Genomic DNA, 23821 nt, shown 5'->3' with positions numbered 1-23821 from the left:
AGTAAATTATGCAATCGAATCAACCCAAATTAAGCTTTTGGCAGATATGGAATGTCAGCTTTGGTTTTCTAGGCGTTCAGTTTGGCTTTGCGTTACAAAATGCAAATGTCAGTCGAATTTTATCAGATTTAGGCGCAGACCTGCATTCTCTATCACTCTTCTGGCTGGTTGCACCCGTAATGGGTTTATTGGTCCAACCCATAGTGGGCGCAGCGTCAGATAGAACGTGGAACAGGCTGGGCCGGCGCAGGCCATTCATTTTAGGAGGGGCTATTCTAGCGGCTGTGGGCATGTTTTTAATGCCAAATGCACCGCTGTTTGTGGCCTTCATGGCGCCTATGATATTTGGTGCATTAATGCTCGCATTAATGGATGCCTCCTTCAACGTATGCTTCCAGCCATTTCGTTCTCTGGTATCAGATATGGTGCCTGCAGAACAACGCAATATAGGATATTCGATTCAGTCTTTGCTGATTAATATTGGCGCGGTGATCGGATCTCTTCTTCCCTTTGTACTGACAAACGTGGTGGGATTGTCAAATACCGCCAACGCCGGCGAAGTGGCACCCTCAGTTGTTTGGGCGTTTTATTTAGGTGCGACAATTTTACTAGGTTCTGTTTTGTGGACAGTTATACGCACCAAAGAATATTCTCCCTCACAATATTACCAATACAAAGGGGTAGATCCCAAACTGGCAGAGGCAGAGGCGGCCCATAAGGCTCCTCTAAAAGACAGGCTTACGCAGTTTTTCGCCCTGGTAGTAAACATGCCTACAACAATGAAACAATTGGCTGTCGTGCAGTTTTTTTCATGGTTTGCACTGTTCATTATGTGGGTGTATACGATGCCAGCCATTACCCAACATATCTGGGGTATTGATAAACAGTGGTTTGACCCCGACTATATTGCGCAGGTTGGCATGGTGCCGGATGCGGTGATAGCAGCAAAAGGGGCGGCAGGTGATTGGGTTGGGATATTATTCGCGGCCTATTCAGTATTCGCAGCGGTGTTCTCGGTATTTCTGGCAAAGTTGGCAGACACGTTCGGTCGCAAGTTTATTTATTCTACCTCACTGTTACTAGGCGGTATCAGCTATGTGAGCTTCCTGGCTTTTCAGGACCTTACACCGGTCGATGTAAACCTGCTAATCACACAGGTTACTGTTCCCGCCGGGGCGGTCGATTTACTGTTACCCATGATTGGGATTGGTATCGCCTGGGCTGCTATCTTAGCCATGCCATATGCCATGCTGGCGGGGGCGCTACCGCCAAATAAAACCGGTGTCTACATGGGGATCTTTAACTTCACTGTGGCATTGCCGCAAATCGTGTCAGGATTAGTCGCAGGCTGGATACTGAGTTCTGTGTTTGACAATGACGCCAAATACATCATCGTGGTGGCGGGTGTCTCCATGATCTGCGGTGCAATAGCCGTCTTTTTCGTAAAAGAACACAAGGCGGCACCTCTGGTCAATGAAGAAGGTGAAGTTATTTAACTTTCGCTTTGAGATTTGAATTGTGCTGGGCAGGACGGACTAAATCCTGGCCAGCAACTTCTTCCAACCAGACGCCGGTTATTCAATTCCTTGCTGCTTATCGGTAACGCATGTGATCTTGATGAGGAAAAAGGCGGAGAAGTAAATAAACGCCATTTTACCGCGCTATTCCCATTGCTTATCCACCCGTTTAAATCTTCGCAGAGATCTATTTACTCTGGCTACCGCAGGATTGACGAATAATCAGTTCTGCCGGCATCAAATAATCTTGCACTTCTTCCTTGTTTATCGCTTTAAGTAACGTTTCCACTAAAATCTCGCCCGCTTTCTTAGTGTTCTGCTGTACCGTGGTGAGCGCTGGGGTGGTAAAGGCTGACACTGGGATGTTATCGTAACCAACCACAGCAATATCCTCGGGTACACGCAATGACGTCTTTCTTAATGCTCTAAGCACACCAATAGCGATTAAATCAGATGCGCAAAATACAGCATCCGGAAGCTCGCTTTGTTTTAGTAAACGATGCATTGCCTCAGAGCCTGAGTCTTCAGTAGAAATAGCATCTAATTGGGTAACATGCGAAGGGGCAATCTGGTGATTTTTTAGCGCTATAGTGAAGCCGGTAAAACGAGCAAGAAATTCAGGCGCATGGCTGGCGGCATCGCCGAGAAAAGCAAATTTTCTATGACCTGATTGATACAGATGCTCGGCAATATCATAACCGCCTTGAAAGTTGTCACAGCCGATACTAATCCCTGGGTGAGCCGCGTCGTGGGCTCCCCAACGAACAAAATGTGTGCCTTGCTCTTCAAGCTGTGCAAGTTTTGTTCGGTATGAAACGTAATCACCGTAGCCTAATAATATAATTCCATCTGCTTTGTTTGAGTCTTCAAACTCTGCGTGCCAGTCATCATCCAGATTCTGAAAGGAAACTAATAAATCATACCCTGCGTTCGCGCATGCCCGGGTAATGCTGCCAAGCATCGAAAGAAAAAACGGATTAATCATTGAATCGTCTGAGGTGGGGTCTTCAAACAGGAGTAAGGCGATGGTATTACTTTTTTGCTTGCGAAGATTACTGGCGTTTTTATCAACTTTATAGTTAAGTTCGCGGGCGATTTGTTGAATGCGCTCCCGGGTTTCTTTATTAACTAATGGGCTGTTACTCAGTGCTCGTGAAACCGTTGACTGAGATACCCCAGCCATGTGGGCAATATCGAAGGAGGTTGCTTTTTCTTTCATAATTCAAACAGCGAACGCTAAGCAATAATTTGTATAAAATTATGATACCACACTTAGAAAAGCAATCATTTGGTGAAAAATGATTGCTTGCACATGCCATAATTACGTCACCACAGATTTGTTGTTATCTAACTGGCGAAATGGATTGTCCCTTGTCGGTTGCCCGGCCATAACTGAGAAGATTTCCGTGCGATGTATACAGCAGATTTGACAATAATCTACACTCAGATCCTTTATGACGACGGTGAAATCCTTCTGCGTTTTCGATAAAAATGGTAGCAGCAGCGCCCACTATTGGCGTAACCGATGTGTTAAACCTGTCATTTATTTCATTACTGGGAACACAATGACGAATAACATCCCGTAAACCTATTTTCTGTGCGCTGCCTTTTACATAGATATAAAAGGAGGACTGTGCGTTTACATCTGTAAGATGAACAAATACGTTTAATGATTCCCATCCCGCATAATCGAAATAAAACAGGTTCTGGTTATGGTCAGGGAGACCTGTCTCTGGTCCTGTTACAAACAGAGATGCTTTAATGAGCTTGGGCTCTCGTTTAAAGTACGTAAGCAGTAACGATATCAGCGCAGGGTCCTGGCTCAATTGAAAAATTTCATCAGCAACCTCGTGAACAAGCCTATATCCATTCCACGCAAGATAGTCGATCTTTCGTCGTAGGTTATCTATATATTGCTCAGGTAGTTTGCCTAATACGACCAGCCCGTCTGAGCGAAAGGTGGTGACCACCTCGTTAGGCTTATGCCGGGGATGGATACTGTGCAATGTCTGGGCGCTTTTCGTCTCCTTCGACGAGGAGAGAAGCGTTACTGCGATTTATCGCCAAGGACCAAAGAGTATTAGCTATCGGGTAGTGGCGATCAGGCGCGTCAGCCTGAATTTTTTGGCTAAAAATCTTAACTGCGCTAACGGTGTAGATAAATAGAGTGGGTTCAGTTGAGATCCCTAAGACATCGGCATGACTCCTTTAACGACAAATTTCGTCTGATTTTCTGGCTTGCAAGTGCATGCACTGGTTTACAGGTTGTTTAAATAATCAACCGTTTTCAAGTTTTTTCTTATTCCGCATCAGAAGAAAAGAAGGTTTGTAAATTTAGCGGTATTGCTCTTTAGTAGCGGATGATATAATTGCACGATTAACGCATATAAGAATTGTTTTAAGAGGATACTAAGCATGGCCGAGACAGAAATTCGTCCGACCAACTTTATACGTCAGATTATTGATAAGGACCTGGCGTCAGGAAAACATACGGCAATCAAAACTCGTTTCCCGCCAGAACCGAATGGTTTTTTACATATTGGTCATGCTAAATCAATTTGCCTTAATTTTGGTATTGCCGAAGATTTTAATGGCACTTGTAACTTACGCTTTGACGACACCAATCCGGTGAAAGAAGACATCACCTATGTTAATTCAATCAAACAAGATGTGCAGTGGTTGGGCTTCGACTGGGATGGCGAAGCTAAATACTCTTCAGACTATTTTGACAAGCTGCATGGATTTGCACTCGAGCTGATTGAAAAAGGATTGGCCTATGTTGACTTCTCTTCCCAGGAACAAATTCGGGAAATGCGCGGAACATTGACCGCGCCGGGTATCAACAGTCCTTATCGTGATACCGATGTAAAGACCAACTTAGCTGCATTCGCGGATATGACTGCCGGTAAATATAAGGAAGGCGAGTGCTGTCTGCGTGCGAAGATAGACATGGCTTCCTCGTTTATCTGCATGCGAGACCCGGTTTTGTATCGAGTTAAATTCGCCCATCACCATCAGACTGGAGACAAATGGTGCATCTATCCGATGTATGATTTTACTCATTGTATTTCAGATGCGTTAGAAGGGATCACTCATTCGTTGTGTACGTTGGAGTTTCAGGATAACCGTAGACTATATGACTGGGTGATCGAAAATATTTCTATCGATTGTCAGCCGAAACAGTACGAATTTTCGCGCCTGAATTTAGAATATACCGTGCTAAGTAAGAGACGGTTAATCCAGTTGGTCACTGAAAACCATGTTAACGGCTGGGATGATCCCCGTATGCCAACTATTGCTGGCTTGCGACGTCGTGGTTACACGGCTGCTTCAATTCGCGAATTCTGTAAGCGAATCGGTGTGACCAAAATGGACAACATGGTTGAGATGAGCATGTTGGAAGCGTGTATCAGAGACGACTTAAATGTCAATGCTCCACGAGCGATGGCGGTGCTTGAACCTATAAAGCTTGTGATCGAAAACTACCCCGAAGAAAAAACAGAAACGTTGACTGCACCTAACCATCCTAACGATGAAAGTATGGGTACCAGACAAGTACCATTTAGTCGCGAAATATGGATAGAAGCGGAAGATTTTAGAGAATCAGCAAATAAAAAGTTCAAGCGCTTGGTATTAGATAAGGAAGTGCGCTTACGCAACGCTTATGTAATAAAAGCTGTGCGCGTTGACAAAGACGACGCGGGCAATGTAACGACCGTCTATTGCGAATACGATCCTGACACCTTAGGCAAAGACCCATCCGATGGTCGAAAAGTGAAAGGGGTAATCCATTGGGTTGAAGCGAAAAGTGGGGCACCGGCAGAATTTCGTTTGTATGACCGTTTATTTACCGTGCCCAATCCTGCGGCGCAGGATGATTTTGTCAGTGCAATCAACACCGATTCTCTGGTCATTAAAAAAGGCTGGGTTGAGGCAGGGTTGTCCGAAGACCACGACGAAGCTAACGCCTGGCAATTTGAACGTACCGGCTATTTTTGCCGTGACAAAGATAGCCGTGATGACGCATTAGTGTTCAATCAAACGGTTGGGTTGCGAGATACCTGGGCAAAGATTGCAGACTAAAACAGGATTAACCGAATAAAAACGAGCCATTTTGGCTCGTTTTTTTATTTCTTGGGCTGGCAATCTAAAGATTGGCCATTGACCTGGATACTGTCATCGCCCATCAGGTAAAGATACAGCGGCATTATTTGTTGCGGCGTTTTCAGAGTGCTGGCGTCCTCAGCAGGGAACGCGCTAGCACGCATCTGTGTCTGGGTTGCCCCTGGATTGATACAGTTAAACCGAATGTTTCGGTTTGCATATTCTGCGGCTAAGACCTGCATCAACCCCTCGGTGGCGAATTTCGAGACGGCGTACCCGTTCCAGAACGAACGGCCTTCACGACCAACACTGGAAGTGGTAAAGATAACTGATGCCTGCTCAGATGCACGCAGTACTGGAAGCAGTGACTTAAGCATAAACGCAGCGCTATTTACATTCACCTGCATAATTTGTTGCCATTGATCTGGTTCAATATCGCCAAACGGGCCAATGTGCCCCAGGATGGATGCATTAAATAATATGCCATCCAACCGCCCGAATTGATCCTTTATTGTCATCGCCATTTGATCATAGTGGGTTGGGGTGGCACCGTTGAGATCCAACGGAACAATGGCAGGTTCAGGATAACCCTCGGCAATGATTTCATCATAAATTTGTTCGAGCTTGCTGACAGTTCGTCCTAGGAGAATGCACGTGGCGCCGTGAGCCGCATACGTTTTGGCGGCCGCAGCTCCAATTCCATCACCTGCACCCGTAATTAATATAATCTTATCTTTTAACAGCTCGGGTACTGCCTGATAATCGTTCATATAAATATTGCCTCAATGCTAATTAATATTATTCAGCTGACGCTGGCCGAACAGCAGCGGAGGCGAAGGATGATACCTGTTAAGCCTACAAAGTAAATAACCAATTGAATCGCATTTTTAGCACTTAAACTTACAAAGTATTAACAAACCTTTGCAAAGTTCCAGCAAAGTCAATAAGATTGGCTATATTCAACTGGTCTAACATGTTTACAAATCGCTCTAAAGATGTTTTTTCTATGTAACAGGTAGTTTGAAATAATATTGAGTAGAGCGAAAGATAGAATAACAACAAAGAATTAAAGGGAGAAACAATGAGAAAACTCTTTATCAGCTCCAGTGTTGCTCTTGCACTTGGACTTGCAGGCTGTGGCGGTGGTGAAACCATCGAAGATATTCAGGCAGAAACACCTACCGTAGCACCATCTTCCCGCGTAGTTTTCGACCCGGCAAATGGTGAGCTAAACACGCCAAATGATCTTCTAATGTTACCGGGTGACGATGGATTCTTTGACTATACATTGAATATTCCGGTGGCAGACCCTACTGATTTTTCTGATCCTCAAAATGCATTGAATATTTTGGATGGCTGGTCTACACAACATCCCTTCGTCATCAATGTTAACACGGTAGAGGGGGCATCCCTTGATGAGTCAACGTTGTCTGCGGGTGTGCATATTTTCGAAGCGACGTTAGGTCTGGATCAAACCGACCCTGATTGCGCTCAAGCGGAAATCCCTTCTTCAGGCTGTAAAATAGGCGATAAGTTAACCTTTGGGGTTGACTATGTGCTGAGCTTATTAGACGGTGATACCATCTCGGTTGTACCACTAAGGCCGTTAAAGGCATCACAAGGTCATATGCTGGTGATGACCACCGATTTGAAAGACTCAAATGGTAACGCAGTACAGGGCTCAACCTCGTGGGATTTAGTTCGTCAGGACATTAATACCAATCCGTTATCAAGTGATTCACAACTGCAGTTGCAAACGTTGGTTAATAGCTATATTGACCCCTTACTCGAAGAAGGGTTCGAGCGTGAAAACATCACGTATGTTTCTGCGTTTACCACGCAATCTACTGATATTGCCTTACAATCTATCAAACAAAAAATGGTAGCTGAATTTGCAGCTCGAAGTGCAGCAGGCGACCCTACAGCCGGAACTGCGTTACCTGCAATTGTCATTACCGATGCAACAGGCCCAACTAATTCAATGGAAACATTAAATCTGGTTGATGATGAGACATTGGCGGGCGCGGTATTGCTAGGTATCAGTGAATTGCCTCCTGAATCGGCTTCACTCGAGCCATTTGTGACGGCTACGGACTTCAGTTCATTACAAACCTGTGATGGTTTATTTACTGCTCAGGCTGGCGCGTTTGTCCTGGCTACGGGCAGCACTACCGGCATCCCTACGGTTGATGCAGGATTAGACACTTTTGCGGCGGAGTTATCTGCAGGTATTTTAGCCGAAGTCGGACCATTTTGTGCCGCTCAGCGCTACGAAGGGACTGTCAGTCTGCCTTACTACTTAGGTGTACCCACAGCTGACAATCCAACTGCGCCGGTAACGGATTTTTGGAGTGCGGCATGTGACAGTGGAATTGTTTTGGCGGGCGCACCAGATGAAGTGCTAGCCGAAGCTACACCAGGACCTAATTTTGAAATGTGTCAGCAACTTGGTTTGTCTGACCTGCGGGTAAATGGTGAACTGCTGGATAAAGACCGTAATATCACGCGGTTTAACCCTATCCCAGAAGAAAAGGGATCTGATGAGGGCAACGTTACCTTAGATGTGCAGGTAACGGTTCCGAATGTAGATGTGGCAAATGGAATTCTCGCCTCTGTTGGTATGTCTCCGATTGCTAAGCCTGAAGCAGGGTGGCCAGTGGTGATCCTTGTTCACGGTATTACCAGTCAGAAAGAAGATATGTTAGCAATTTCTGGTACGCTTGCGCTTGCAGGTATTGCCTCGGTGGCTATCGACCACCCCCTTCACGGCAGCCGTGGTTATGATCTTGACCCAACACAAGAAGGCGATGAGATCAACGCCACGACAGTAAGTGCTACGCATTATATGAACCTGGCAAGTCTGCCTACCGCACGTGATAATTTGCGTCAAAGCGTGGCTGATTTACTCGGCCTTCGTCTTGGTCTGAATGCAGTTGTAGATATGACCACCGGTGAAGCGGCTGATTTTGATCTTTCCAGAGTTTCTGTGATGGGTGTGTCGCTAGGCGCGATGACTGGTGGTAATTTCGCTGCTGTAGCTAATACAACTATGGGTGACGAGTTAGGCGCGCTTGATGGCATGTATGCCGTGAAAGAGGCCTCATTAGAGTCACCAGGGGGCGGTGTCGCAACATTCTTGTTAGAGTCGCCGACATTCGGTGATTTGGTCAAAGGTTCCTTATTGCGTGAAAGTTCACCAGAGTTTGTCGCTCTTTTAGGGCAGCTTTACCCTGAAACTGCCCCAGCGGATTTATCGGATGAGGAACTGGTGGCAGCAGTTGGTGAATTCGACGAAAATGCCACACCAGAGCAACTCGCTGAAGTGCAATCTACACTTAGTCGGTTTGCATTTGCAGCGCAAACTGTTTTAGATGCTGGAGACCCGAATAATTACGGCAAAATGTTGGGTGAAAATACCCCAGTACACATGATGACCGTAATTGGAGATGGAAGTGAGGAGAATCTGCCGGATCAGGTAATTCCACCTACCACAACGCTGCCGCTTTCTGGTCAGAATCCGCTGGCCGCTATTATTGGTCTTGAACAGGTTTCATCAACTGTCACCAGTGAGAGCACAATAAGCGGGCAAGTGAAGTTTGTTAAAGGGGTACATGGGTCAAGTCTGAATCCAGTTTATCCTGATGTAACTGAAGAGATGCAACGAGAAGTTGCCGGCTATATTTCGAGTGATGCTACGGCGATCGTTATTACTAACGAAGAAGTAGTAGCGAATTAGATAAGGCGGGATGCACGCTTCTAGTTAAAAGTTCAAAGCCAGCGTAAGCTGGCTTTTTTTTTGAAAAGCGATATTGGCCACATACTAATTGTCGGGCTAATTATCTTATAGCAATCCGCACCGATGTTTGCTCACTCAGCGCGTGAGTTTTTACACTTCCGACAAGTGACAAGCCAATTGCGGAAAGGCTTAGTGGGTCTAAATCGAGCGCAATGGGTGCCGCGCAAAAGTGTATAAAGCCGGGTCCAAAGGGAGATATAGACGGATATCTATTCTGCGTTGCATTGGCTCGAAAGGCTTTAACATCCTTCACTTCTCACCAAAGCCCTTTGACTAGAGACTCGCCTCTATCTCTGAGCTGATTAAAGAGCAATGCGGTGGGGTATTGGTTTGCGTTGGTAGAGGGGGAGAAGGCGAGAGTTAGGGGTATGCTTAGCGCTCCCCACCCAACCGAGAGACGCAATCCAGACGACGATAAAGGAATTCTTGCTCAGTACCATTCGTAAGGCGAATGGGCAATGAACCTATCGCCTGCGAGATAGGTTTGTGTAAGGAGGGATTCTCGTATCCAAATAATCAAACTATTTAAAGCTCGCCGACGTTAAGCATTGTCAACATATGAACTTAACCGCTCATTGTAAAAGCATATTTATTAACCCGAACTAGGTACATACAACAACATGAAGCACTATATCGCTTTCCTTATGTATCGACGACACTGCTCGATCCCGATGGTTCAGCTTTAGCTGGCTTTCGTCTTGCCCAGATGTATCTGTAGTTTTCACTAAAGTGAAAATTGACAAAAAGAAAATTAACCCGTTAACGTTGTCGTCAGAGAAAGTTAACACTGGTAAACTAGCGGTAATTGTAAAGTTCAGAAGGACCGCTGTGATCCTTTTGTTTTATTTTTGAAGGAGACAAGTTTGGAGTTTTTGTACGAATATGGACTCTTTTTGGCGAAAGCAGTAACCCTTGTTGTAGCCTTAATCGTGATTGTGGCAACCATAGCAGGGGCTGCCAGTAAGCAAAAACAAGGCAAAGGCCAACTGGAAATTCTATCGCTTACAAATCAGTTAAAAGATATTACTCAATACGCTCGCACGGTATTGTTAGATAAGGCAACGCTTAAAAAGCTGGCAAAAGAGCAGAAAAAAGAAGAAAAATCGAAGAAAGATGAGCCCAAAGATCAATCCCGTCTTTTCGTAATAGACTTTCATGGCTCAATGGATGCACACGAAGTCGAACGTTTGCGTGAAGAAGTCACTGCTATTTTATGTGTCGCCAACGAAAAAGACGAAGTGCTAGTACGTCTGGAAAGTGGTGGTGGGGTAGTGCATGGGTATGGGTTGGCCGCATCGCAATTACAGCGCCTTAAAGATAAGGGCATTAAGTTGACGATTGCGGTCGATAAAGTGGCGGCCAGTGGCGGTTACATGATGGCCTGTGTTGCGGATTATTTACTTGCTTCTCGATTTGCTTATATTGGTTCAATTGGGGTGTTAGCGCAATTGCCAAACTTTCATAAATTGCTCAAGAAAAATGATATCGAATTTGAGCAGCACACTGCGGGCGAATACAAACGTACATTGACTATTTTTGGCGAGAATACCGATGCAGGCAGGGCTAAATTCCGTGAAGAAATAGAAGAAATTCATGATATGTTTAAGGATTATGTACAAAGTCAACGTCCACAAATGGATATTCACAAAGTCGCCACGGGAGAGTTTTGGCCAGGAACGAAAGCAAAAGAACTTAACTTAGTCGATGAGATCATGACGTCAGATGACTACATACTCTCTCACTATCCACAACGTGAAATATTCAGTGTGAAGTACACGGTGAAGAAGAACATGGCGGAAAAACTTGGGATTTCTTTCGCCCAGGCAGCCGAGCGAACAGTGATGCGTGTGTTAAGTCAGGCCAAGAGCTGGTTCTAATTTTCAGCCATGTCTGCTAAGACCAAAGTACGTATATTAAATGCCGCAGAAATGCTTTTTGCTGAACAGGGTTTTCAGCAAACATCTATGCGGCAAATCACAGCCAAAGCAGAAGTAAATCTTGCTTCAATTAATTACCACTTTGGTAATAAAAAAAACCTGATCCAATCCGTTTTGCAGCGTTATTTCGATGCGCTCATGCCTTTGGTTGAGCAATCTCTGCTAGCTTCTCGTACCGAGACGGTGCACACCGTGTTAGAACGGCTGGTTAAACCAGTGATGTCACTTAACAAACTGCGTCCTGACGGTACCGAGATTTTTGTGAAGCTACTCGGACGGGGCTACAATGAAACGCAAGGACATTTGCGAGCTTTTATCATGGCGCATTATGGGGCGACAATCTCTAAGCTCATCGCAATGATAAAGAATTGTCTGCCTGATATTCAAGATGAGGAAGTTTTTTGGCGGCTGCATTTTGCCTTGGGGAGTTTCGTATTCTCAATGTCATCCAGCCAGGCATTAAAAGAGATAGCTGAGTCAGACTTTCATCAACAAGTAAATATGGAAGATGTTATCAGGCATTTAGTACCTTTCGTAGCGTGCGGAATTGAAAGCGGTGTTAGCAGGGCAAGTGGATAATATATGGAAAAACAGTTTTGGATCGAACGGTGGGAAAGCGAGGAAATAGCGTTTCATGAAGATACCGTCAATACACGCTTAATCAAATATATCCAACGGATCTGTCCGATGGGCGGGCATGTATTTGTCCCCTTATGTGGTAAAACGCTGGACATCGGTTGGCTACTCGAAAATGGTTATACAGTCACGGCCGTCGAACTAAGCCGCAAAGCTATTGAGGCATTATTTGCACAACTTCAGCTTACGCCGACAATTACCACTATGGGCAAGTTTGTTGCGTATTCCGCTCCTGCCATCACCGTCTATGAAGGGGATTTTTTCGATTTAAAACAAATTCACCTGCTGGATGTTGACTGTATATACGACCGCGCCTCGCTGGTCGCTTTACCACCTGAGTTGAGAAACCGTTATATCCAGCATCTTCCGGTTATCTCGAGTTACGCTTCGCAATTACTCATCACAGTAGATTACGACAGGTCACTCATGGATGGTCCTCCTTTTGCTATCACTGGTGAAGATATAAGGTCGTATTATGCGCCCTCATTTTCGATAACAGCTTTAGAGACGTCAGCGTTGCCGGCAAAACTAAAAGGTAAATGCGAGGCTACTAGCTCAGCGTGGCTACTAACGAAGAGGGAAGACACATGAAAATCTGGGTGGATGCAGACGCATGTCCGGTGGTGATTAAAGAAATATTGTTTAAAGCTGCACTTAGAACACAAACTGAAACCACTTTTGTCGCGAATCATTCATTCCGCTTACCAGCTAATCGCTTCGTGAATCTTCTGCAAGTAGAGAAAGGATTTGATGTAGCTGACAATGAAATCGTGCGGCGGGTTTGTGCAAATGACCTTGTTATCACCTCTGACATACCGCTTGCTGCGGAGGTTGTTGAAAAAGACGCGCTGGTGCTTACCCCAAGGGGTGACGTGTTAGACAAACAGAATGTCAGGCAGCGTCTCAATATAAGAGATTTTATGGATACCATGCGCAGTAGTGGTGTGCAAACTGGAGGTCCACCAGCACTTAGTCAGAAAGACAAACAAAACTTTGCCAATTTCTTAGACAGCACGTTAAGGAAAGTAAAAGGCTAATCGCCTTCTTATTTTAAGAAGGCGGGATAGGTTCTTACTTAGCGAGGAGGGCGCGAACCAGGATTTTCCTGTTCAGTTTTTTCTGCCCAGAACGCTTTCACCGAAAAATCGCCTTTCTTAGCGGCAGACTTCTTCTTCGAGCTGCTTTTTTTAGTAGTCTTTTGTTTAGTCTTACTTTTTTTAGACTCACTTTTTGGGGTTGACGTTTTCGTCTTAGCCGGGCTTGAATCCGTCTCAGCTTTTTTGCCACCTGCTAGTTCGTCAGACCATTCCTGAAGCTGAGCAAGACGCATATTTTTTCCACCATTAACGCTGTACCAGCCACCCTTAGCTTCTATCTCAGGTTCTTTCCCTTCGGCTTTTTTAAAGTTTTTGGTGAAATCAGCTATTACCTTATCTTTATCTAAATCACTCATTTTAATTATGACTCTTTGTTCCTGGTTAATGATAAAATCAATGCGAATTGTTATAGACTATGTTTTTATAACGTTTTCTTAACGAGATGTCTAATTTTAGGTGAAATTGTGAGCATTACCAGGCAGCTTTTGCTACAAGAGTTAACAGACCTTTTGCAACCAGATAAAGTGAATGATTATTGTCCTAATGGGCTGCAGATTGAAGGTAAACCCAGTATTGATTCGATTATTACCGGCGTTACAGCTTCACAAGCACTAATCGATGCGGCAATAGTTCGTAAGGCAGATGCCGTGCTGGTTCATCATGGATACTTTTGGAGAGGTGAGGCGCCTGCTCTAACCGGGATAAAATATCGCCGCATTGCGTCACTCATAAAACATGACATTAATTTGTTTGCCTATCACTTACCCATTGATGTTCACCCAACGCTAGGTAATAACGTACAGCTAGGTAAAATATTGGAGATTGACGGGCTTCACGCCGTACCTTCGTTTGTTCCTGAAGGTATTGTCTTTCAAGGGCACTACGCTCTTCCTAAATCAAGCGAAGAATTCACTGCATTAATTTCACGGAAACTTAATCGTGCACCAGTGGTGGTGGGTGATTCAACGAGACGTATCGCTAAGGTTGCGTGGTGTACGGGAGGTGGGCAAAGTTTTATTGAACAAGCTGTTCAATTAGGTATTGATGCCTTTATTAGTGGGGAAATATCAGAACAAACTACCCATATAGCAAGGGAATCTGGCATTTTCTATTGCGCTGCCGGTCATCATGCCACCGAGCGATATGGTGTTAAGGCGGTTGGTGAGCATTTAGCATCCACACTTAAAGTGAATGTCGAATTTGTTGATATTGATAATCCCGCCTAAGTATGAAAGAAAAGAAATCTGACATCCACTTTGACGGTCTGGCCAACAAATTTGCCACCAACATTTATGGCACTACAAAAGGACAACTAAGACATAAGATACTTTTGTATGCCATAGAAAGCCTTTTACGCTCCCCTCCGACAAATGTCATTGAAATCGGAGGGGGAACCGGTTTAATGGCGAAAGCGCTGTTAGAAGTCGGCCATAATGTCGTATTTACGGATGCTTCGGCAGAAATATTGGAACATGCCAGGCTAAATTTAGACGGGTTTACAAACGTTAAGTTTCGCCATCAAACCCTAGAGGAAATAGACGACCTTTCTCAATACGATGTGATCATTTGTCATGCTGTACTTGAATGGCTGCATTCACCGCTTGAAGCCTTGTCCCATATTCTTGTGAAAATGAAGGCAGGTAGCCAATTGAGTTTAACTTTCTTTAATCATGATGCGACCCTGTTCACCAATGCGATCTATGGAAATTTTGATTACATAGCACGTGGGTTGAAAGTTAGGAATCAGGTCCGTTTGAATCCCAAAAATCCGTTACGCCCCAAGCAGGTGATTGAGCACGTTACAAACTGCGGCTTACAGGTTGAAAAAGTCACTGGCGTGCGCTGTTTTCATGATTATATGAAAGTCAAGCCGGAAGGTGAGCAGGAGCAAGAACTGCTAAATTTGGAGATGAAGTACTGTCAAGAGGAGCCCTTCATGTGGATGGGGAAGTATGTCCATCTACTTATTAAGAAGCCTCTGCCAGATAACGCCTGATTTCACTGACTAACGATTCAGGTTTAATAGCGGGAGAGAACCGTCGAACCACTGTGCCATCTCGACTAACTAAGAATTTGGTGAAGTTCCATTTGATGCGTTTTGATCCCAGTATTCCTCGTGCTTCATTCTTAAGGTAGTCAAACAACGGATGCGTATTCTCACCATTGACTTCTATCTTTTTAAATAACGGAAAAGTGGTAGCGTAATGGGTAGTGCAAAATTGCTTTATTTCTTCGTCGCTACCAGGCTCCTGATGGCCAAACTGATCGCAGGGAAACGCCAACACTGAAAACCCTTGTTCTGAAAACTCCTTATGTAACTTTTCCAAGCCTGCGTATTGGTACGTAAACCCACATTTGCTAGCAGTGTTCACTATAAGTAGAACCTGGTTCGCATATTTATCCAGTGAGACTTCGCTACCATCATTTTTAGTCGCGGTAAAATTGTGTACCGACTTAGTCATATGTTTTCTTCGCTGTAACCTTTATATTGAAGATATATGATGTAGCGATTCTTTGATAGTATCACCTCACAATAATCAAGTTATTTTAAAGCATTAAATCATGAATACATCCAAAGTGAGTTTTGTGGGCCTGGGGGTCATGGGGTTTCCCATGGCTGGACACCTTGCTGCAGCGGGGCACGAGGTAACGGTTTTTAATCGCACAGAGGCAAAAGCGCAAGAATGGGCCAGGTCTCATCCTGGCAAGGTGGCCAAGTCTCTTGATGACGCTGCGAACGGTCAGGATATTGTCTTTATGTGCGTGGGGGATGATAAAGATGTGGTGGCTGTTGCCAGTCAGTTGATGGCTAACATGAAAGAAGGGGCAATATTGGTTGATCATACTACTGCCTCAGCAGAAGTTGCCCGCAACATGCATTCAAAAGCGAAAGAATGCCGGCTAGGTTTCATTGATGCCCCTGTTTCAGGAGGTCAGGCGGGAGCAGAGAACGGACAACTTACTATTATGTGTGGGGGAGAGCAGGAACACTTTGCACGGGTCGAACCGGTTATGGCATGTTATTCACGACATAGTCAGTTACTGGGCGACTGTGGTAGCGGGCAACTTGCTAAAATGATGAACCAGATTTGTATTGCAGGGATTGTGCAGGGGTTGGCAGAAGCCCTTCATTTTGGTCAACAGGCTGGCTTAGACTGTGAACAGGTTATTAATGTCATCAGTAAAGGCGCGGCCCAGTCGTGGCAAATGGAAAATCGCGCCCACACCATGTTAAAGGGCGAATATGAATTTGGTTTTGCGGTAGATTGGATGCGAAAAGATCTTGCTATTGCCCTGAACGAAGCAAGAAGAAACGGGTCTACGCTGGCACTCACCGCTCTGGTCGATCAATATTATGCCGACGTACAAAAGCTGGGTGGTAACCGATGGGACACCTCAAGCTTGCTTACACGCCTAAATAAAAAATAAACAGACAAAGCCTGGCAGATTTGAAGGTGTTGCTTTTTATCCGAACAAATGCGAAAGGCTGGTGAGTATGCTCATAGGCATTCTAGTGATGAATACGCTTTGCGTTGTCTTATATTATGCATACATGAATAATAGCAAACCGCCTTGATGTTTGATCAGCGCCGAGATAGAGGCGGGTCTCTCGTCAAGGGGCTTTGATGAGAAGTGAAGAATGTTAAAGCCTTACGAGCCAATGCCATGCAGAATAGATATCCGCCTCTATCTCCCTTTGCACGCGGCTCTTTACACTTTTGCGCGGCTCCCATTACGCTCGATTTAGACCCACTAAACCTTTCCACAATTGGCTTGTCACTTGTTAAAAGTGTAAAAGCTCACGCGCTGAGAGAGCAAACATCAGTGTCGATCGATATAATAAGATAAATTGCCGTGGTTAACCTTGCCATAAGTGCGGCATACAAAAAATTAATTATTACAAAGCATGGTTCACATCAGCGTTGTATATCGGCTCGGTGAGAAAAATTATAATGCATTAATTAGGTGTAGTGGGAGGCCTGATTCTACTTTCGAAAGGAGGGGCTAACCTGAATTTTTTGATGATGAATGTGAGCCCAAACTGAGCACCTGCCTACATTGTAACTGTTTTAACTTAAATCTAGCTGGATTTCCGCCTAAGCGTGATTCTCTTTAGATGGCCGCGGGGGCAGCTCATCCCCACTGGGTGGGGGAGTTAAAAATATATTCGCCTTCTTTGCTACTGACTGCTGCAGTTGTTCAAATCGTTTTAGGTTTGGAGCACTCATTTGACGCATCTGCTGAAGTGAACTAATCAGTTCGGTCACGTGACATCGTTTGAATACGGCTTGTTTTGCTTCAACCATACATTGCAGTAGATTAAGTGGGAAGGCTGCTACTTCAGGCATCAATTGAAAAGCCAGATAAAACTTATCCATTGCCGCTGCGTATTTCTTATCTACAAACAATAAGGTGCCTTCTTCATTCAGCTCGGCCGCTCGCTCCTCTGCAATGCCCATATTGATTTCACCAGTGAATATCGCATCGTTATTGCTTACTAGCTCCGCGATGCTCAGCGACTTCTGATTACGTTGCTGGGCCATTACGACAAGACTTTTGGCGCGTTCTTTATCTCCCAGTGCACTGTACACTTTAGCTGCTGTTAAAAGAGTGGCAGGGTCAGTTCTGACAAACACTTGCATGTTATCCCCGCTTAAATAGTGACGAGCTTTCTCTTCATCACCCTCTAATAAAGCAGAATGAGCAAGCAGATAATCCCGTTTTTGGACGAGTTGTAACTCACCCTGATTGCGACCGGCTACACCCACTAAGCGTTTCGCTTGCATAAGACTTTGTTCGCGATTACTTTGCGGTTGGTGTTCGGCAATATTTAAATAAAATGCGGCAAGCTCGAACGTGAACTCCGTGTATTTATCTTTTGCGGCTCGATTAACGTCACGTTTACGTTGTAAAAGGTCGATGCCTTCGATCACTTTATCTTGTTTCTGATAGGCGATGGATTTAAGTTTAGTGGCCTGAATGCTTAGATCACTTACATTTATTTGTTCCAGATAGTATTCAGTCTGATTCCAGTTTTGTTGCTCAAAACTTAACCCAGCCAACCATTCAAGTGCTTTATCCTTAGCCAGGTTCGTGGTTACCATCGAGTGGAGACGTTGCGTGCAATGTTGCCAATCTCCATTGATATATTCGCACTTAATTTTACCCCACTGAGCCCACAATACTTTTTCGGATCGCTCTAATACTGAATCGTATAAATTTTTAGCTAGTTTCACCTGTCCGGCTTCAATTAACAGCCGTGCTTTTAGCTTTTGTACATCTGACTTTATTTTTGGGGGTAAGGCTTTTCGCATAAGAGCAGTCAGTTTGGCTAATGCATCCCGCGGATCATCATTGTCTAACGAAAACAGCGCTGAGGAAGCATATTCTCTATAGTCAATGTAATGCATTATCGCCCGAGTGATGCTGCCAATCGTATAGGGTTTAATAATTAACAGGTCTGGGTGAACGTCAATTATCTGGCCGATTGTTTGTGGCATTCTGTCGGAAGTGATGAAAATGATACCGGTACTTGGCTTAATATAACGACTTTGTCTGAGCTCTTGTATCCACTCTACGCCCGTCTTACTTTGGCCTAAGTGAAAATCCATCAGAATGAGTTCGAAATTCTGTTTTTTTAGCGCTGCTTTAAGTTCGGTGCCATTACTAAAGCTACTGATATCAAATTGTCCAAGTGGCAATATATGGCTGCGCAAGTTTGCTCTCGCAGTTGCATTATCTTCAACGATGGCCAATCGATACAACATTTCAATTTCCTCTACGGCATCAGCATAATCGACGACTGGATGACAAGTGCAAAGTGACATGAACAATTTTTAACATCCCACTATAAACGTAATAGGATAATTCGCAACTGAACTGTTAATATGACATAGCTGTCACATTAAATTTACATGTAATGGGATAACGCATCTAAGGTTTACGTTTACGTGAAGGGTAACTTTTAGGTACTGTATCACCATTACAGACCATACTATGTTGAGGTTGCAATGCAAAAGGTCCCTTTACTCATCAATGGAGAATTCGTTCAATCCTCCTGTGATTCATTTATCGATGTAACAAATCCAGCAGATAATTCAGTTATCGCCCAGGCTCCTCGCGCGACAGACGCCGAGATGGAAGCGGCCATTGCTAGCGCAGAAAAAGCGTTTGAAACATGGCGAGAAGTGCCAGTCACTCAACGTGCTCGTATTATGATGCGTTATCAGGCGTTGTTAAAAGAGCATCAAGAGGACATCGCAAAAATTCTTGCTTCTGAAACGGGCAAAACCTTCGATGATGCCAAAGGTGATGTATGGCGTGGTATCGAAGTGGTTGAGCAAGCCATGAATGTACCGTCGCTTATGATGGGCGAAACGGTTGAAAATGTAGCGCGTGGTATCGACACTTACAGCTATATTCAGCCGCTAGGGGTATGTGCTGGTATTACACCATTTAACTTTCCCGCAATGATTCCATTGTGGATGTTCCCTATGGCTATCGCGTGTGGTAACACGTTTGTGCTTAAGCCCTCGGAGCAAGATCCATTGACGCCGATGAAGTTGGCTGAATTATTTAGAGAAGCAGGGGCCCCGGACGGGGTATTGAATGTGGTACACGGTGGTAAAGAGCAGGTCGAGCCTCTTCTTACTGACCCCCGCATTAAAGCCGTATCTTTCGTTGGCTCAGTACCAGTTGGACAACACATCTACCGTACCGCTACATCGCATATGAAGCGCGCTCAGTGTTTTGCAGGCGCGAAGAACCATACGGTCATTATGCCTGATGCTAATAAGGAACATGTGTTAAATAACCTGGTGGGCGCATCCGTTGGAGCGGCTGGTCAGCGTTGTATGGCTATTTCGGTGGCCGTGTTTGTTGGCGAATCACAAAAGTGGATCCCAGAATTAGCTGAACGAATCAGTAAAGTTAAGCCTGGTTTATGGGACGATGAAAATGCCGGTTTTGGTCCACTTATCAGTCCACAAGCCAAAGCGCGCGTATTGAGCATGATCGAAAAAGGTAAGGAGCAAGGTGCTAAGTGCCTAGTTGATGGCTCTGACTTTACGTTGGAAGGCTATGAAAATGGTAATTGGATAGGCCCGACGGTGTTCTCTGACGTTACGGCTGAGATGGATATTTATAAAGAAGAAATCTTTGGGCCGGTGCTTTCCTGCATGGGCGCGGACTCATTAGAAGATGCGTTAGCATTGGTCAATGCTAACCCGTACGGGAATGGTACTTCTATATTCACTAATAGCGGACCGGCGGCAAGAAAGTATCAGCGTGAAGTCACGGTGGGTCAGGTTGGTATCAATATTCCCATTCCAGTTCCACTACCTTTCTTTTCGTTTACGGGCTGGAAGAATTCGTTTTACGGCGATCTGCATGCTTATGGAAAGCAGGCTATTCGTTTCTATTCAGAAACCAAAACCATCACCTCTCGCTGGTTGGAAGGTGACATTCCAGGCGGCCCTAACATGACTATCTCATTGGACTAAGCAGGAAAAGGCATGAACTTTGAGCTAACAGAAGATCAAATTGCTTTTGCCCAAACGGCAAAGCAATTCGCAGAACAAGAACTTGCGCCGTTCGCGGCGCAATGGGATAGAGAGCACCACTTTCCTGTTGAAGCTATCCAAAAAGCAGGCGAGTTAGGTTTTTGTGGTCTGTATACACCTGAAGAAAGTGGTGGATTAGGTCTGTCAAGGCTTGATTCTTCAATCATTTTCGAAGAGCTGGCTATGGGCTGTACCACTACCACCGCCATGTTAACTATTCACAATATGGCCACCTGGATGATCGCCACCTGGGGGCAGCAGGAAGTGAAAGACCAGTGGTGTGATGATTTGGTTACCGGTCAAAAACTTGCCTCATATTGTTTGACAGAGCCGGGTGCCGGTTCTGACGCGGCATCGCTTAAGTCGTCCGCGAAAGAGCAGGATGGTGGATACGTTTTAAATGGAAGTAAGGTGTTTATCTCAGGTGCCGGCAGTACGGACGTATTAGTGGTGATGGCCCGCACCGGAGAAGATGGCCCCAAAGGGGTGTCGGCCTTCGCGGTACCAGCGGATGCTGAAGGAATTAGTTACGGTAAGCCCGAAGAGAAGATGGGGTGGAATGCTCAACCTACCCGCATGATAACCTTCGACAATGTGAAGTTGGAAAAAAGCTGGCGTTTAGGCGATGAAGGCCAAGGCTTTAAATTAGCGATGCAAGGTTTAGATGGTGGCCGCATCAATATCGCTACCTGTTCAATTGGTACCGCCCAACAGGCGTTAAATACCGCCCGGAATTACATGCAGGAGCGAGAACAGTTTGGCAAACCTATCGCCGCCTTTCAGGCCTTGCAATTTAAACTGGCTGACATGGCGACGGAACTTGTTGCTGCTCGCCAGATGGTGCGATTAGCGGCGTTTAAATTAGACAACGGTGATGCAGACAAAACAACGTACTGTGCCATGGCTAAACGCTTCGCTACCGATATCGGCTTCAAGGTTTGTAACGAAGCGCTGCAACTTCACGGTGGATACGGCTATATCAAGGAATATCCGCTCGAACGCCATGTTCGTGATGTACGTGTTCATCAAATCCTTGAAGGTACCAATGAAATTATGCGCGTGATCATAGGTAGACGATTGATTAGCGACGAACGAGAGATTCGATAAGGAGTAGAATTAATGGTAGAGAGCCTGGACATGCAGTCTCCTGTACTCGTGCAGGAAAAAGAGACCTCTTCGGGTCAAATCCTTGCACATTTAACCTTGAACAAACCGAAAGCTCTTAACGCTCTTGATCTTGAAATGGCGAAGATCATGCTTGATGCGCTTAAAAGCTGGCAAAATCGGGAAGATGTTGTCATGGTGCTGATTGACGGTTTTGGTGAAAAGGCGTTTTGTGCAGGGGGAGATGTCGTCTCCATGCACCAAGCAATGAAAGCCTCACCCGATGCTATTCCAGGCTTCTTACAAGAATTCTTTACTGTGGAATATGAGTTGGATTACACGATTCATACCTATTCTAAACCCGTGGTGGTATGGGGCAGTGGCATCGTAATGGGCGGCGGCATGGGACTGTTATGTGGTGCCAGCCATCGTGTTGTCACCCCGAGTTCGCGCTTGGCGATGCCTGAAATAACAATTGGATTATACCCGGACGTGGGAGGAAGTTATTTTCTTCCCCGTCTACCTGGAAAGAGTGGACTATTTCTAGGGCTGACGGGCGCAAGCATGAATGCAGCCGATGCGCGATACCTGGGTTTAGCCGACCATGTGTGCACCGATGCCTCCAGAGACGACGTGCTAACTGCGTTATTGTCGTATGACTGGTTGACGGAAGATGATGTGCCAACACAACTTAGTCAGTTATTATCCGATTTTGCCCCCGCGGAAGAGCAGATTCCGCATTCTAATGTGGAAAGTCATCAATCTTTAATCGATGAATTATGTAACTCCAACTTTTTATCAGACGTAGCGCAAAATATTAAAACGATGCAGACCACCGATGACAAGTGGTTGTCACGCGCGCAAAAGACATTTTTATCTGGCTCACCCATTACGGCACACTTAGTTCATCAACAAATCAAGCGTGGCGCTGATTTGTCTTTAGCAGAGTGCTTTAAAATGGAACTTATCATGTCTTGCCGATGCGGCGAAGTGGGTGAGTTCCAGGAAGGTGTAAGAGCTTTGCTCATCGATAAAGATGGCACGCCGAATTGGCGCTATGAGTCGATAGAAGAAGTGCCAATGAGCTTGATTGAACACTTTTTCACGTCACCATGGGCGACCGAAAATCATCCACTTGCGTTGTTAGGAGAATAAAATGAATAAAATAGCGTTTATTGGTTTAGGAAACATGGGTGCTCCCATGGCCGAAAACCTGATTAGAAGTGGTATGCAGGTAACCGTGTTTGACTTGGTGGACGATGCTGTCTCCGCATTAAAAAGTAAAGGGGCCAAAGCGGCAACGAGTGCCACCGACGCAGTGAAAGACGTGGATGTGGTCATTACCATGTTACCCGCAGCGAAGCATGTAAAATCCCTGTATATGGGTGAACAATGCTTAATAAACGCCACCCGTCCCGGCACCCTGATGATTGATTCAAGCACCATCGATGCCGAGTCAGCACGAGTAGTCGGTGAAGCTGTGAAAAAAGCGGGTAGACTTTTTGTTGATGCACCGGTTTCAGGCGGTACTGCTGGTGCTCAAGCGGGTACTTTGACATTTATTATGGGGGGAGATGCTGAAGCTATCGCCAAAGCTACCCCTGTACTCCAGTGTATGGGAAAAAATTTATTCCACGCTGGCGATACTGGGGCCGGGCAGGTAGCAAAAATTTGTAATAACATGTTACTGGCGGTATTAATGGCAGGTACATCAGAAGCACTTCAGCTTGCCATCGACAACGGATTAGACCCCAAAGTGGTATCAGATATTATGTTGCAAAGCTCAGGGTGTAACTGGACGTTGCAAAAATATAACCCGTGCCCTGGTGTTATGGAGAATGTTCCCGCATCTAAAGATTATCAGGGGGGCTTTATGGTCAAACTGATGAATAAAGATCTAACGTTGGCCATGAACGCGGCGGCGACCAGCGAATCCTCCACTCCTATGGCCGCAACGGCACAAAGTTTATACAAACTACATCAAAATAAAGGCAATGCCAATAAAGATTTTTCTAGTATCTTTCAGCTATTTGACAAATCCTAAAGGGGAGGGCAAAGCCCTCTCTTT

Annotated in this window: 20 protein-coding genes; 14 read left to right on the top strand and 6 right to left on the bottom strand. The window is 45.2% G+C overall.

Going from position 1 to position 23821, the window contains the following annotated elements:
* Positions 1-8: 8 nt before the first annotated feature.
* Positions 9-1496: an MFS transporter gene (locus OPS25_RS08515; protein WP_265617264.1), complete on the top strand. Its 1488-nt coding sequence runs from the start codon at positions 9-11 to the stop codon at positions 1494-1496.
* Positions 1497-1704: 208 nt separating this feature from the next.
* Here the strand turns inward: OPS25_RS08515 and OPS25_RS08510 are convergent, their stop codons facing one another.
* The gene (locus OPS25_RS08510; RefSeq protein ID WP_265617263.1) at positions 1705-2736 is read right to left on the bottom strand and encodes a LacI family DNA-binding transcriptional regulator; all 1032 of its coding nucleotides are present in this window, start codon (positions 2734-2736) and stop codon (positions 1705-1707) included.
* A 124-nt stretch (positions 2737-2860) separates the two neighbouring features.
* Complete coding sequence (locus tag OPS25_RS08505) at positions 2861-3523, bottom strand: hypothetical protein (RefSeq protein WP_265617262.1); 663 nt, start codon at positions 3521-3523, stop codon at positions 2861-2863.
* A 409-nt stretch (positions 3524-3932) separates the two neighbouring features.
* Between OPS25_RS08505 and glnS the strand changes: the two genes are divergently transcribed.
* A complete protein-coding gene (gene glnS / locus OPS25_RS08500; RefSeq protein WP_265617261.1) occupies positions 3933-5600 on the top strand; it encodes a glutamine--tRNA ligase in 1668 nt (555 codons plus the stop codon).
* A 44-nt stretch (positions 5601-5644) separates the two neighbouring features.
* Here the strand turns inward: glnS and OPS25_RS08495 are convergent, their stop codons facing one another.
* Positions 5645-6391, bottom strand: coding sequence for a YciK family oxidoreductase (locus tag OPS25_RS08495; RefSeq protein WP_265617260.1), 747 nt, complete (start codon positions 6389-6391; stop codon positions 5645-5647).
* Positions 6392-6702: 311 nt separating this feature from the next.
* Between OPS25_RS08495 and OPS25_RS08490 the strand changes: the two genes are divergently transcribed.
* The 5 genes from OPS25_RS08490 (at position 6703) to OPS25_RS08470 (ending at position 13027) form a co-directional block, all read left to right on the top strand.
* Entirely contained in the window at positions 6703-9357 is a 2655-nt protein-coding gene (locus OPS25_RS08490; RefSeq protein WP_265617259.1) for a VolA/Pla-1 family phospholipase, read from the top strand.
* A gap of 923 nt (positions 9358-10280) precedes the next feature.
* Positions 10281-11294 carry a protease SohB gene (gene sohB / locus OPS25_RS08485; protein ID WP_265617257.1) on the top strand — a complete coding sequence of 338 codons (1014 nt, stop codon included), beginning with the start codon at positions 10281-10283 and terminating at the stop codon, positions 11292-11294.
* A 9-nt stretch (positions 11295-11303) separates the two neighbouring features.
* Positions 11304-11933 (top strand): TetR/AcrR family transcriptional regulator, encoded by a 630-nt coding sequence (locus tag OPS25_RS08480; protein WP_265617256.1) that lies wholly within the window; start codon positions 11304-11306, stop codon positions 11931-11933.
* Positions 11934-11936: 3 nt separating this feature from the next.
* Entirely contained in the window at positions 11937-12581 is a 645-nt protein-coding gene (gene tmpT, locus OPS25_RS08475) for a thiopurine S-methyltransferase (protein ID WP_265617255.1), read from the top strand.
* Positions 12578-13027: a YaiI/YqxD family protein gene (locus OPS25_RS08470; protein WP_265617254.1), complete on the top strand. Its 450-nt coding sequence runs from the start codon at positions 12578-12580 to the stop codon at positions 13025-13027. Before tmpT ends, OPS25_RS08470 begins: the two co-directional genes overlap by 4 nt.
* 38 nt (positions 13028-13065) lie before the next feature.
* Here the strand turns inward: OPS25_RS08470 and OPS25_RS08465 are convergent, their stop codons facing one another.
* Positions 13066-13443, bottom strand: coding sequence for a hypothetical protein (locus tag OPS25_RS08465; protein WP_265617253.1), 378 nt, complete (start codon positions 13441-13443; stop codon positions 13066-13068).
* Between the two features lie 108 nt (positions 13444-13551).
* On the opposite strand from OPS25_RS08465, the gene OPS25_RS08460 reads away from it, so the two are divergent.
* Entirely contained in the window at positions 13552-14313 is a 762-nt protein-coding gene (locus OPS25_RS08460) for a Nif3-like dinuclear metal center hexameric protein (protein ID WP_265617252.1), read from the top strand.
* A gap of 2 nt (positions 14314-14315) precedes the next feature.
* Positions 14316-15083 carry a methyltransferase gene (locus tag OPS25_RS08455; protein ID WP_265617251.1) on the top strand — a complete coding sequence of 256 codons (768 nt, stop codon included), beginning with the start codon at positions 14316-14318 and terminating at the stop codon, positions 15081-15083.
* On the opposite strand, the gene OPS25_RS08450 is transcribed toward OPS25_RS08455, so the two are convergent.
* Entirely contained in the window at positions 15055-15549 is a 495-nt protein-coding gene (locus tag OPS25_RS08450; protein WP_265617250.1) for a glutathione peroxidase, read from the bottom strand. The genes OPS25_RS08455 and OPS25_RS08450 overlap by 29 nt on opposite strands.
* 100 nt (positions 15550-15649) lie before the next feature.
* Between OPS25_RS08450 and OPS25_RS08445 the strand changes: the two genes are divergently transcribed.
* Entirely contained in the window at positions 15650-16516 is an 867-nt protein-coding gene (locus tag OPS25_RS08445) for an NAD(P)-dependent oxidoreductase (RefSeq protein ID WP_265617249.1), read from the top strand.
* A 668-nt stretch (positions 16517-17184) separates the two neighbouring features.
* Here the strand turns inward: OPS25_RS08445 and OPS25_RS08440 are convergent.
* The gene (locus OPS25_RS08440; RefSeq protein WP_265617248.1) at positions 17185-18915 is read right to left on the bottom strand and encodes a response regulator; all 1731 of its coding nucleotides are present in this window, start codon (positions 18913-18915) and stop codon (positions 17185-17187) included.
* A 183-nt stretch (positions 18916-19098) separates the two neighbouring features.
* Between OPS25_RS08440 and OPS25_RS08435 the strand changes: the two genes are divergently transcribed.
* From OPS25_RS08435 to mmsB, 4 genes are read left to right on the top strand one after another with little or no spacing between them, the layout of a single operon-like run.
* Entirely contained in the window at positions 19099-20589 is a 1491-nt protein-coding gene (locus OPS25_RS08435; protein ID WP_265617247.1) for a CoA-acylating methylmalonate-semialdehyde dehydrogenase, read from the top strand.
* 12 nt (positions 20590-20601) lie between these two features.
* Positions 20602-21756: an acyl-CoA dehydrogenase family protein gene (locus tag OPS25_RS08430; protein WP_265617246.1), complete on the top strand. Its 1155-nt coding sequence runs from the start codon at positions 20602-20604 to the stop codon at positions 21754-21756.
* Between the two features lie 12 nt (positions 21757-21768).
* On the top strand, positions 21769-22908 hold the full coding sequence (locus OPS25_RS08425; RefSeq protein ID WP_265617245.1) for an enoyl-CoA hydratase/isomerase family protein: 1140 nt from the start codon (positions 21769-21771) through the stop codon (positions 22906-22908).
* A gap of 1 nt (position 22909) precedes the next feature.
* Complete coding sequence (gene mmsB / locus OPS25_RS08420; RefSeq protein ID WP_265617244.1) at positions 22910-23797, top strand: 3-hydroxyisobutyrate dehydrogenase; 888 nt, start codon at positions 22910-22912, stop codon at positions 23795-23797.
* The last annotated feature ends 24 nt before the right edge of the window (positions 23798-23821 follow it).

The sequence above is a fragment of the Alteromonas aquimaris genome, from assembly GCF_026183695.1.
GTDB classification, from domain to species: domain Bacteria; phylum Pseudomonadota; class Gammaproteobacteria; order Enterobacterales; family Alteromonadaceae; genus Alteromonas; species Alteromonas aquimaris.
This window is presented reverse-complemented; position numbering and strand designations above follow the sequence as displayed.

Bases quoted from the DNA above. Each gene is read 5' to 3' on its own strand.
- OPS25_RS08515 (WP_265617264.1), top strand. From the start codon at position 9: ATGCAATCGAATCAACCCAAATTAAGCTTTTGGCAGATATGGAATGTC.
- OPS25_RS08510 (WP_265617263.1), bottom strand. From the start codon at position 2,736: ATGAAAGAAAAAGCAACCTCCTTCGATATTGCCCACATGGCTGGGGTA.
- glnS (WP_265617261.1), top strand. From the start codon at position 3,933: ATGGCCGAGACAGAAATTCGTCCGACCAACTTTATACGTCAGATTATT.
- OPS25_RS08495 (WP_265617260.1), bottom strand. From the start codon at position 6,391: ATGAACGATTATCAGGCAGTACCCGAGCTGTTAAAAGATAAGATTATA.
- OPS25_RS08490 (WP_265617259.1), top strand. From the start codon at position 6,703: ATGAGAAAACTCTTTATCAGCTCCAGTGTTGCTCTTGCACTTGGACTT.
- OPS25_RS08480 (WP_265617256.1), top strand. From the start codon at position 11,304: ATGTCTGCTAAGACCAAAGTACGTATATTAAATGCCGCAGAAATGCTT.
- tmpT (WP_265617255.1), top strand. From the start codon at position 11,937: ATGGAAAAACAGTTTTGGATCGAACGGTGGGAAAGCGAGGAAATAGCG.
- OPS25_RS08470 (WP_265617254.1), top strand. From the start codon at position 12,578: ATGAAAATCTGGGTGGATGCAGACGCATGTCCGGTGGTGATTAAAGAA.
- OPS25_RS08465 (WP_265617253.1), bottom strand. From the start codon at position 13,443: ATGAGTGATTTAGATAAAGATAAGGTAATAGCTGATTTCACCAAAAAC.
- OPS25_RS08455 (WP_265617251.1), top strand. From the start codon at position 14,316: ATGAAAGAAAAGAAATCTGACATCCACTTTGACGGTCTGGCCAACAAA.
- OPS25_RS08450 (WP_265617250.1), bottom strand. From the start codon at position 15,549: ATGACTAAGTCGGTACACAATTTTACCGCGACTAAAAATGATGGTAGC.
- OPS25_RS08445 (WP_265617249.1), top strand. From the start codon at position 15,650: ATGAATACATCCAAAGTGAGTTTTGTGGGCCTGGGGGTCATGGGGTTT.
- OPS25_RS08440 (WP_265617248.1), bottom strand. From the start codon at position 18,915: ATGTCACTTTGCACTTGTCATCCAGTCGTCGATTATGCTGATGCCGTA.
- OPS25_RS08435 (WP_265617247.1), top strand. From the start codon at position 19,099: ATGCAAAAGGTCCCTTTACTCATCAATGGAGAATTCGTTCAATCCTCC.
- OPS25_RS08430 (WP_265617246.1), top strand. From the start codon at position 20,602: ATGAACTTTGAGCTAACAGAAGATCAAATTGCTTTTGCCCAAACGGCA.
- OPS25_RS08425 (WP_265617245.1), top strand. From the start codon at position 21,769: ATGGTAGAGAGCCTGGACATGCAGTCTCCTGTACTCGTGCAGGAAAAA.
- mmsB (WP_265617244.1), top strand. From the start codon at position 22,910: ATGAATAAAATAGCGTTTATTGGTTTAGGAAACATGGGTGCTCCCATG.